The sequence below is a fragment of the Blautia sp. RTP21359st1_E11_RTP21359_211015 genome (genome assembly GCF_040910705.1).
GTDB lineage: Bacteria > Bacillota > Clostridia > Lachnospirales > Lachnospiraceae > Blautia_A > Blautia_A fusiformis.
Map to the genome: position 1 here is coordinate 24,409 of NZ_JBDGAB010000039.1, position 10,225 is coordinate 34,633.

A 10,225-nucleotide genomic window follows, 5' to 3' on the forward strand; every position below is an offset into this window, starting at 1 on the left:
TTTTATTTATTTCTAATAATCCATACCACATGCATATGATCTTTCAATCAGTGCATGGTCATTAGCCACTGCATCATAAAAGCGGAATCCACCTGAAAAGTTGTATGTTTCATATCCATTTCCTTCCAAAATACGGCTTGCAATATAACTGCGTAGCCCACTCTGGCATATCAGGTAAACGGGCTTTCCCTTCTCAATTTCATTGATACGTTCCCTTAGTTCATCTACAGGAATGTTTTTGAATCCATCCATATGCCCCCTGTTAAATTCACCTACAGTTCTCACATCCAGCAACACAACACTTTTATCTCTAGAAATCTTATCCATATCTTCCAGATGCCATTGTTTTAAGGTACCTTTTGCTATATTGTCTATCATGAATCCTGCCATATTTACAGGATCCTTGGCAGAGGAATAAGGCGGTGCATATGCGAGATCCAAATCCTTCAGCTGGGTTGCCTTCAGCCCTGCATGAATTGCTGTTGCCAGCACATCAATACGTTTATCAACTCCTTCATATCCAATAATCTGAGCACCAAGCAAACGATAGGTCTCTTTTTCAAAAACCACCTTCATGGTCATCACTTTTCCACCAGGATAGTAACCGGCATGACTCATAGGAGAAAGAATTACTGTATCTACCTCTAATCCTGACTTTTTGGCATTGGTTTCATTGATACCTGTAGTGGCTGCTGTCATATCAAACACTTTTATAACGGAGCTTCCCTGACTGCCCAGGTAACGACTATCACCGCCACAAATATTATCAGCGATGATTCTGCCCTGTTTATTGGCTGGTCCTGCCAAAGAAATCAGCGCATCATTACCCGTAACATAATGTTTTACCTGAACTGCATCACCTGCAGCATAAATATCCGGTACAGAGGTTTCCATTCTGTCATTCACTACAATACTTTCCTTGATGCCAAGTTCCAGACCGGCTTCTTTTGCTAATACTGTGTCTGGTGTGACTCCGATTGCCAGAACTACCATATCAGCCTGAAGGGATGGATTATCTTTCAACAGGACCTCCACTCCGGTGTCTTTTTCTTTAAATCCTTCTACTGTATAGCCCAGTACCAGTTTTATCCCATGTTTTCTCATTTCATTATGGATCATGGATGCCATATCCGGGTCAAAAGGGTTCATCAGCTGCTTAGGCCGCTGGACAATCGTAACATCCATGCCAAGCTCCCTCAAATTTTCTGCCAGTTCCAGACCAATAAAACCACCACCTGCCAATACAGCCGATTTTGGATGATTCTTATTTATATATTCCTTTATCCGAAAAGTGTCTTCTACAGTACGAAGTGTAAAAAGTTTATCAATACCTACTCCGGGAAGTCTCGGCTGTGTTGGCTTTGCACCTGGAGAGAGGATCAGCTTATCATATTTTTCTTCAAATATCTCACCATTCTCTAAATTTTTCACTGAAACCGTTTTACGTTCCGGATGTATGGAGATAACTTCATGATGAATTTTCATGTTAATACGGAAGCGTTTAAAAAAACTCTCTGGTGTCTGTAGTGTAAGTTCTTCCGGGTCTGTGATCACGTCTCCAATATAATATGGAAGTCCACAATTTGCATAGGATATGTATCCGGATCTTTCAAACACAGTAATTTCAGCATGTTCATTCAGTCTGCGTATTCTTGCTGCGGCTGTAGCTCCTCCGGCTACACCTCCTACAATTATTACCTTCATCTTATTTTTCCACCTTTCCTGAGTAAGCTACAATGCCACCGATATTATTTACTTTAGAATATCCCATTCGTTGCAGTATCCCAGTTGCCTGGCGGCTTCGTGAACCGGAATAACAGTATACAAACAGTGGGATATCCTTATTCTTCGCTACAGAAGCAATATTGTCAAGTTGCTGCAACGGCACATTTTTACTTTCTGGTATATGTCCTTCCTGATATTCCTGCGGTGTACGTACATCCAGCAGAACTGCATCATCAGTCCTTTTATATTCTTCTATGCCTTGATTAATATTCGACTGTTTAAAGAGATCAAAAAATCCCATTAGCACACCCCCCCTAAAGCATTTCTAAAATCGCATTCTTAGGTCTCGCCCCTGAAACCTGCTGTACAATCTTCCCATTCTTCATAACCACTAAAGTTGGAATGCTCATAATACTGAACTTATTTGCCAGTTCAGGCTCTTCATCTACATTAATCTTTCCAACTTTAATATCTCTACGCTCACTTGCAATCTCCTCTACAATAGGTACTACCATACGGCAAGGCGCACACCAAGATGCCCAAAAATCTAAAAGAACGGGTTTATCGGAATTCAGTACTTCGTTCTGAAAATTATTTTTATTGATATTAATAGCAGACATTTTACAGTCCTCCTTATCTTTCTCTTTTTGTAGATTTATTATAGTCTTAATTTCATTTATTTTCCGTGATTACATCACCATACCTCATTAACTTAACTTCTTGCCATACCATCTACACTTAATATAACACCTGTAATGTAACTCGCCTCATCTGAAGCAAGAAACACAAACGCGTTGGCAATATCTTCTGGCTGTCCAAGACGACGCAATGGAATTCTTTCAATCATAGGTTCGATAACTTCCTTTGGCACGGCCTTCATCATATCAGTTTCTGTAATTCCAGGTGCAACAGCATTAACACGAATACCTTTAGGTCCTAGTTCTCTTGCTAATGATACAGTCAATCCGTTTACTGCAAACTTCGATGCCGGATAAGCAAACCCACTTGGCTGTCCCGAAATACTCACCATGGAAGAAGTTGAGAGAATGACCCCCTTGCCTCTTGCCACCATACATTCTGCTGCTACACGAGTAGTATTAAATACTCCTTTTACATTTAGATCCATGACTTTATCAAAAGTCTCCTCTGTATAATCCATAAATGAGGTGTTTTCTGAAATCCCTGCATTATTTACCAGTATGTCGACACATCCATATTTTTCAGTTGCCTCTTTAAAAGCCTTTCTGACAGACTCCATGCTTGCCAGATTTGGACTAATTCCAGCAACTATTGCATTGGGATATTTTTCTTTTAATTTATCTACAGCAACATCTGCCGATTCCTGTGAACTTGCTGCCAACACAACTGAAGCACCTTCCTTCAAGAATTTATCAGCTGTAGCAAATCCTATACCACGGCTTCCACCCGTAATGATTGCAACTTTATCTTTTAATCTCATTTAGACTACCTCCTTACTTAGTTTCTAACTACATTATAAGCAAAAGGTAGATTATTTTCTGTGATATCATCACAAAATATCGCAATAAAAAACCCTGTTGCTCACGCACCAGGGTTTTGGTTTATCCATCTGTATTTAACACAAGATTAGGCTTCTATTCAACTTCTGAAAACTGATCTTTTCCAACATTACATAATGGGCATTCAAAATCTTCTGGAACATCCTCCCACTTTGTTCCTGGTGCAATACCACCTTCAGGATAACCTTCCTCTTCATCATATTCCCATCCGCAAACGTCACATACATATTTCATTAGTTTATTCCTCCTTATAAATATATTAATACACAGCATATATTACTGTTGTATCTGAATTATTTTGTAATCTTAGCACGAAAGTCAAGTGTTTTTAGCATTTCCAGAGTCCATGAAGATTGCAGTATGCGTATACTTCTTCTACATATTCTCCATCACAGAGGCAGAAATCCGCAATAGGTTCCTGTCCTGGAATTAGCTGTTTTCTATAAATACCCTGATTTGTATTTAGTGTAATCCATTCAATGAAATGATTATCAAGCATTGGATGTTTTATTTCACCGACCACAACATGTACATGCTGTTTGTCCACTGTATATACAGGTACATGCTTCTCAACAGCAGCATCTGTCACTCCAGCTTTTAACTCATGCATAGCCTCTCCGCAACACATTACTGGTACGCCTTGATCCTTTAACATTTCAATAATGTTTCCACAATGATTGCATACATAATATTTTACTTCCATCTTTTTTATCTTCCTATGTTTAAAATTTAAAATCCAATTGTTTCTATAACTTTCTTCAAAGCATCCGTCGATTCTTAAACTTTAATGCTTCTTTACCAACCGATGCAGAACCAACAAAGCCACAGCCTATCATTACTGCTTTTTTTAATAATCACTTTCTTCTTTGTAATAATCTCCTTCTCTTTAATAGTTCTCTTCACGTATTTCGAAATAACTCTGTGGATGGTTACATACTGGACATATCTCAGGTGCCTTTGTTCCTACCACAACATGTCCACAGTTACGGCATTCCCATACCTTAACTTCACTCTTTTCAAACACCTGTGCAGTTTCAATATTCTTAAGAAGTGCACGATATCTCTCTTCGTGGTGCATCTCAATCTGTTTATTGTCAATAGATAATAGTAATAATTACTATTATTATAATAATCAATATTACTGATTACCTTTTATTTAAAATAATCATTCAATCATCATTTTTTCCGTTCAAAAACATATTCTGCATCTGATGATAAATCAGAGCGGAATGAATAGCCTAGTCTATCAAATTTCTTAATATCCTCAGGATTTTCAATTCTGTTTTCAGCCATGAACCTAACCATTTCACCACGGGCCATCTTAGCATATGTACCTTTTGTCACCAGTTTATCTCCTGATAACTCACAAAATGTAATCGTAATGTATCTATCCTGTCGTGTCAGATATTTTTCTATGCACTTAGAGTATTCTTTCGATGCCAGATTGATTATAATCCTGCTGTTATCAATCACTGAGCGGTATAATAAATCTCCCCAGTACTCATACAGATTTTTTGTTTCTCCTATTCCAACCTTCGCCTGCATTTCCAAACGATAAGGTGTCACACCATCCCTTGGTTTTAGCACACCATAAAATGCAGATATTATTCTCAAATGATTTTGTACATACTCGAATTGACTGTCCTCAAACACGGATGGAGCCATATATTGAAAAGCAATTCCTTCATATGATAAGACAGCTGGGGTAAGTAAATGATAAAGATCCATGTTTTCCAATCTATTGAAGTTCTGTTCTGTAATTTTGTCATTACATTTCCAGATAGTCTTCAGTTCTTCTTTTGACTTACTTTTCAACCAACTTTGTATCTCTGTCGTCTTTTCAATAAATTCAGGCAATCCATCCGGCGCTATGCTGTCAGTATCTGTAATCATCTTTTTAGCAGGGGATAATATTATCTTCATTAATCTAATTCCTTGAGCATATTTTCAGGATCATTTGCAGCCTTGACTTTATCATTTGCCTTTATAATAATCCCCTGTTCATCAATAAGATATGTGGTTCTTACTACTCCCATAGAGACTTTGCCATAATTTTTCTTTTCTTTCCATACATCATACGCTTCAATAACTTTCCGCTCTGGATCTGCTAAAAGTGTAAATGCCAATCCATATTTTTCCTCAAATCTCTTATGAGAGGATACAGAATCCTTACTGACTCCAAGAATAACTGCTCCTTTTTCGGTAAACTGAGGGTATCGCTCAGAAAACCCACATGCCTGTTTCGTGCATCCCGCTGTATTATCCTTGGGATAGAAATATAAAATCACTTTTTTTCCTGTATAATCCGATAATCTATGTATTTTCCCATTTTGATCTGGCAACTCAAAATCCGGTGCCTTAACCCCTACTTCCAACATTATTTATCCCTCCCTTTCTGTATCTTTCTCTTTATTCGCCTTTTTCTTCCCATTCCCGGTAATCATTTTATGACCTGTATATATCGCCATTACCATACATAACATAGAACTTAAAGCAAAGTATTTGTGACTTGATTTTTGCTTTTTATATCCAGTGTAAAAAGTCCCAAGCATTGTGATCAATGCTCCTACTGACCAATATTTATGTGCTTTCATGTAATTCCTCCATTTTTTCAGTGTATTCAATTCTAATTATACGCTACCATATTCCTATGTCAATTTGATAATAGAGCATTCCTATAAATTTTTTCAAAATATCATTGTCAAAACTATGTATTGTTATCCTTTAATTTTTCTTTGAAATAATTGACAAAAAGCTTGCTTTCAAGAGATTACTATTTAATCTCTTTTCCATCTATATATAGTTGAAATTTATCAGGATTATTGACAACATCATAGTCCTTTCCGTATTCTACAGGTCTATATTCGGCTGTCATTACCGATTCCCCGTCTTCAATATCCTCTTTCCATAAATAGATGTTCATATCAATGCTCGTCGCATATCCTCTGTCTGTGGAGAATTTTGTCGAATGAAAAGAGACTTTACAACTTAAAATTGGATAAAAAGGACAAAAAAAAGAAGAGCTGCTTGCTCTTCCCATATAGTAGTAGTAAAATAATATGTCATGCCAGCGCAATATATTACCTAGAATATCGCTATAACAGGAAAGGGGCTGCATTGTGACAGCCCCTAATTTACTTCATCACGTTGTCTACATTCTGAGTGAACTCGTTCCCTGGTTTATTTTAGCATCGGTCTGGATTTTGTTTCATAAAGATAAATTTTGCCACAGAGCGGTCGTATGTTTTAATGTGTCCAAACAGCCAGTCGATTACATTTTTCTGTACAAGTTCACTGAACCGATCTGTTGGTCCTTCATACTCCTGAAGGTATTCATACAGTTCTTGAATTGTCTTTTTAAACTCTTCATGTTTTTCATAATGTTTTTCACGCTCTGGATAACCGGATTTTTCCTGAAGCTTTTCCTCTTCTTTGAAATGAAAGTCAGTATATTCATCCAGATAATCCAGCATTTTGATTGCTTTTACTTTGCTGTCGCCATTTTGACAGGCAGTTACAAAGTTCTGGATACGGTCAATCAATTCTTTGTGCTGTGTATCGATTGTTTTATTTCCTGTTACTAAATTGTCATCAAAGGTAATGTTTAAATCGTAAGTCATAATTTGACCTCCATTTCTTTTATATGTTCTCTTAGGCTCTTTTAATGTCTGGCAGTTTCGTACCTGCATTTTCTGCTTAGTCTTCTACAGGAACGAAAACATCTTTTCCTAATCCGCAGATTGGGCATGTCCAGTCATCTGGAATATCCTCAAATGCAGTTTCTGGAGCGATACCGGCGTCTGGATCTCCTACTGCCGGATCATAAATATATCCACATGGTTCACATTCATATTTTTTCATAGTCATTTTCCATTTTCAATGTCGATTTATTTTTGTTACCAAGTTCCTAGCAATTTTTCTAACACTTTGTTTCTTGTATATCTGTATTATACATGATAATTATTCTTTTGTCAATAATAGTAATTATTATTATTTTTGCACTTAGCATAAACTGATATTTGAATTGCACATTTACATATTGTATATATCATGGGAATAGTTGAATAAAAAAATGAACTCTATTCATTAAAGACAGAGTTGCTGGAAATTATTTCTCTCCAACAACTTTCTTCGTCTTTAAGTCCTTGAAACACAATACTGTCCCATCAGATTCATCCAACTGTTATATTTATTCTTTTCACACACCTTTCGACAAATTTCATTTTCCATCAATACACAGAACATCTTATCATAATCAAATGCCCAAACAGCACCATTCACATGGTTTTCCACTGCTTTCTGATCTATGTACTTTAAACGTGTGACCATTTTTTCAATTTCTCCATTTCTCAAGTTACCGATATTTTTGCAGATAAACCGAAAGAAATTCAACGTTGCATATTCGTCATGCCAATGGAACTCTTCTGGATTGTTTTTAATTTTACTGGCTCGCTGCTGTTCTTTGATTATTTGATCAGCTACACCTTTCATCGAATCTTCGTATCTCATATTACTCACCTACTCTTCCTCAACGCCCAGTGACGGTTTAAATCTTTTATCCTTTGCCTGCGGTACCACGATCTCGTAAAAATAAAATCCTAAATATCCAAGTGCCTGCTTCTTCATTTTATAAAAAGAAGTCCTGCCTATTCCTAGCTCCTGCTGTACTTCCACATCTGTCTTATTATAATGACTGCAAAAACAGGAATGAAGGATTTCACTGAGCATCACACCATTCGGTGCATAGAACTTCACCAGTGTCATTCCACGATAGATCATATCAGACAAGCCATAAATGATCATCAGGTTATTCATTTCCCGGTGCATCTTTGGCACATTCAGCTGATTGTTATAAATGCTCAGATAACTCAATGCATATGCCATATCTTCATTGATTTTCTCCTGGCACTCCATATCCAGTTCTTCCAATACAACTGGTTTTCTAAAATCAGTTTCTGGTAGCTTGTCATCAGTTCTTTAATATCAGTATAATGTCTTAATCCTGTGCATGACTTGCCATATGGAAGGTAATTTCTTTCACTGATTTAATTGCATAATCTCTGTCTGTCATCAGTTTCAAAATCTCCTTATCATCATCACACTAACTGGCGGTCTTTCAGACCAGTTCGCTTTCCCCATGATTTTGATGGGAAGCAATTACTTACTACAACTTGCAGAAGCGGATATCCAAAAGGCATTGTGGGAGCTGCCTTTGCTGACCGAAATCCATCTTCTTATGTAAAACCTGCAGGAATATAAAGGGAAAGTGACTATCCCTGCCGATTAATAATCCAAATAATATCGTCTATACCAATCTCTCCTTATTTTTCAAAGCATCTGTAAAATCGTTTTCTATCATTTGGTTATAAAGTCTCTTCTGCGCCAGTTCATCTGTATAATACGCATAGTCATGATTATAATCTTCCATAACTGTTTCTGCCGCCATAGATGCATAATCACATATGGTAGCTATTGAAAGATTCTTATCTATATTTTTGTAAATACCATATTTAATCTTTATTCCTTTAATCGGAGCATTCTCTCCAAACTCATTAATAACATTGTCCATTCTCCGATGATCCAGCTCACAATCATCACTTAATAAGCAGAGAAAAGATGCTTTTTCTTTTCTCACCGGTGCTGCTCGAGTTCATAATGCCTAACTCATCTAATCTTATATCTGAATCCTCACTTGCAAACGCAAACACTATTTTTTCGAATGTATCTGCATTTCCAATTCTTGCACATTTCATACGATAACGCAAAGTATCATTACCATTTTTTATCCTGTAATGTATTGTGAACTGTGAGACCAGTTGCAGTTGTTTGCATATATTATTAAAATCCGTAGCAACCAGCATTTTATTTCTGTCTTCTTCAAATACATTGGTCTCTATATACTTTTGTATTACGGTTTCATATGTTTTTTTTCTCGTTCATTAATTCATCTAACTCTGTGTTTTCATTTAGATGTCTATAAATCTGAATGTACTGATCTTGACGATTTACGCAATATATACTACTAAACTCATTCCCCAAAATGTTAATAATATCCGTAATCAGCATTTTTCCCCTTACTCTTCATTTACATATCATTTTATTGTAATCCCTTGATCTTTTTCAAAGATACTTTCGCTGTTGTTCCAAAGTTTCCATGTCTCTCTTTCTTTAAAATACAACGAAAAGTGAACTCTTATGTACTTGAAGAATCTGAAATACGATTCCTCCCTGTAAATATCAATCTGTTCCACAAAGCAAGTGACATGCTCCCACCACTTAAATCTTACGATTTTGAAGTGGGGGCTTCCTGCTCGATTACCCTTTAGGGCAAAGCTAAAACAGGCTATCCCCGCGTGTCCCGCGGTTTTGTTTTTTATGTTTATCCGGTTACGGATTTTTTTCTTGTGCCGTCAGGCACATTCTTTATAGATTCTTTTTCCTTCTTCACGGATGTTGACTGCTGCATTCACATCCCGGTCTATCCTATTTCCACATTCACAAACATACATTCTGTCCGACAATGCCAGTTCCTTTTTCTTATGTCCGCATACACTGCAGATCTTACTGGATGCAAAATAACGGTCTACTTTTATAAGATGTTTTCCATATTCTTCCAGCTTGTATCCCAACATGAACAGAAACTGCCCGTACCCGTTATCCTGCACACCTTTCCCAAGGTGCAGCCCTCCGGACATTCCCTTCAGATTCAGATTTTCCACACATACTGCATCATATCTTTCCGCAAGCTCCCTGCTGAGCTTATGCTGGAAATCTTTTCTCTGGTTCTTTATCTTTTCATGACATAAAGCTACCCTTTTTTTCTGTTTCTGATAGTTCCGGCTTTCTTTTTCACAGTGGGAGAGCTTTCTCTGTTCTCTTGCAAGTTTTTTCTCTGCTTTTCTGTAAAACATAGGGTACCCGGCTCTTTCTCCTGTAGAAAATACACACATTCCCTGCATGGC

16 protein-coding genes and 1 pseudogene are annotated in these 10,225 nt (G+C 37.0%); all 17 read right to left on the reverse strand.

From position 1 onward, the window contains the following. Positions 1-12 precede the first annotated feature (12 nt). Positions 13-1,704: an FAD-dependent oxidoreductase gene (locus tag AB5026_RS13160; protein WP_092072197.1), complete on the reverse strand. Its 1,692-nt coding sequence runs from the start codon at positions 1,702-1,704 to the stop codon at positions 13-15. A 1-nt stretch (position 1,705) separates the two neighbouring features. Beyond that, on the reverse strand, positions 1,706-2,026 hold the full coding sequence (locus AB5026_RS13165) for a rhodanese-like domain-containing protein (RefSeq protein ID WP_015524982.1): 321 nt from the start codon (positions 2,024-2,026) through the stop codon (positions 1,706-1,708). Positions 2,027-2,039: 13 nt separating this feature from the next. Then, positions 2,040-2,345, reverse strand: a complete 306-nt coding sequence (gene trxA / locus AB5026_RS13170; protein ID WP_005421612.1) for a thioredoxin — start codon at positions 2,343-2,345, stop codon at positions 2,040-2,042. 92 nt (positions 2,346-2,437) lie between these two features. Continuing rightward, the gene (locus AB5026_RS13175) at positions 2,438-3,184 is read right to left on the reverse strand and encodes an SDR family NAD(P)-dependent oxidoreductase (protein ID WP_005421611.1); all 747 of its coding nucleotides are present in this window, start codon (positions 3,182-3,184) and stop codon (positions 2,438-2,440) included. 154 nt (positions 3,185-3,338) lie between these two features. After that, a complete protein-coding gene (locus tag AB5026_RS13180; RefSeq protein ID WP_005339874.1) occupies positions 3,339-3,497 on the reverse strand; it encodes a rubredoxin in 159 nt (52 codons plus the stop codon). Positions 3,498-3,591: 94 nt separating this feature from the next. Then, complete coding sequence (locus AB5026_RS13185) at positions 3,592-3,966, reverse strand: desulfoferrodoxin family protein (protein WP_015524981.1); 375 nt, start codon at positions 3,964-3,966, stop codon at positions 3,592-3,594. Between the two features lie 183 nt (positions 3,967-4,149). Then, positions 4,150-4,350 (reverse strand): annotated as a pseudogene (locus tag AB5026_RS13190) (rubrerythrin family protein); the annotation flags it as partial. 89 nt (positions 4,351-4,439) lie between these two features. Beyond that, entirely contained in the window at positions 4,440-5,186 is a 747-nt protein-coding gene (yaaA, locus tag AB5026_RS13195) for a peroxide stress protein YaaA (RefSeq protein WP_005421606.1), read from the reverse strand. Further along, positions 5,186-5,641 (reverse strand): thioredoxin-dependent thiol peroxidase, encoded by a 456-nt coding sequence (gene bcp, locus AB5026_RS13200; RefSeq protein WP_055053844.1) that lies wholly within the window; start codon positions 5,639-5,641, stop codon positions 5,186-5,188. Before bcp ends, yaaA begins: the two co-directional genes overlap by 1 nt. A gap of 3 nt (positions 5,642-5,644) precedes the next feature. Further along, complete coding sequence (locus AB5026_RS13205; RefSeq protein WP_174087832.1) at positions 5,645-5,857, reverse strand: DUF6219 family protein; 213 nt, start codon at positions 5,855-5,857, stop codon at positions 5,645-5,647. Between the two features lie 179 nt (positions 5,858-6,036). Then, entirely contained in the window at positions 6,037-6,186 is a 150-nt protein-coding gene (locus AB5026_RS13210) for a hypothetical protein (protein WP_015524977.1), read from the reverse strand. Positions 6,187-6,448: 262 nt separating this feature from the next. Beyond that, a complete protein-coding gene (locus AB5026_RS13215; RefSeq protein ID WP_015524976.1) occupies positions 6,449-6,883 on the reverse strand; it encodes a bacteriohemerythrin in 435 nt (144 codons plus the stop codon). Positions 6,884-6,959: 76 nt separating this feature from the next. Beyond that, entirely contained in the window at positions 6,960-7,124 is a 165-nt protein-coding gene (gene rd / locus AB5026_RS13220) for a rubredoxin (RefSeq protein WP_015524975.1), read from the reverse strand. A 276-nt stretch (positions 7,125-7,400) separates the two neighbouring features. Continuing rightward, complete coding sequence (locus AB5026_RS13225; RefSeq protein WP_059086885.1) at positions 7,401-7,772, reverse strand: hypothetical protein; 372 nt, start codon at positions 7,770-7,772, stop codon at positions 7,401-7,403. Between the two features lie 9 nt (positions 7,773-7,781). After that, positions 7,782-8,177, reverse strand: a complete 396-nt coding sequence (locus AB5026_RS13230) for a hypothetical protein (protein WP_015524973.1) — start codon at positions 8,175-8,177, stop codon at positions 7,782-7,784. 391 nt (positions 8,178-8,568) lie between these two features. After that, complete coding sequence (locus AB5026_RS13235; protein ID WP_174088904.1) at positions 8,569-8,898, reverse strand: hypothetical protein; 330 nt, start codon at positions 8,896-8,898, stop codon at positions 8,569-8,571. Positions 8,899-9,673: 775 nt separating this feature from the next. Then, positions 9,674-10,225, reverse strand: a 552-nt coding sequence (locus tag AB5026_RS13240) for an RNA-guided endonuclease InsQ/TnpB family protein (RefSeq protein ID WP_368213462.1), incomplete at its 5' end; no start/stop codon positions are given.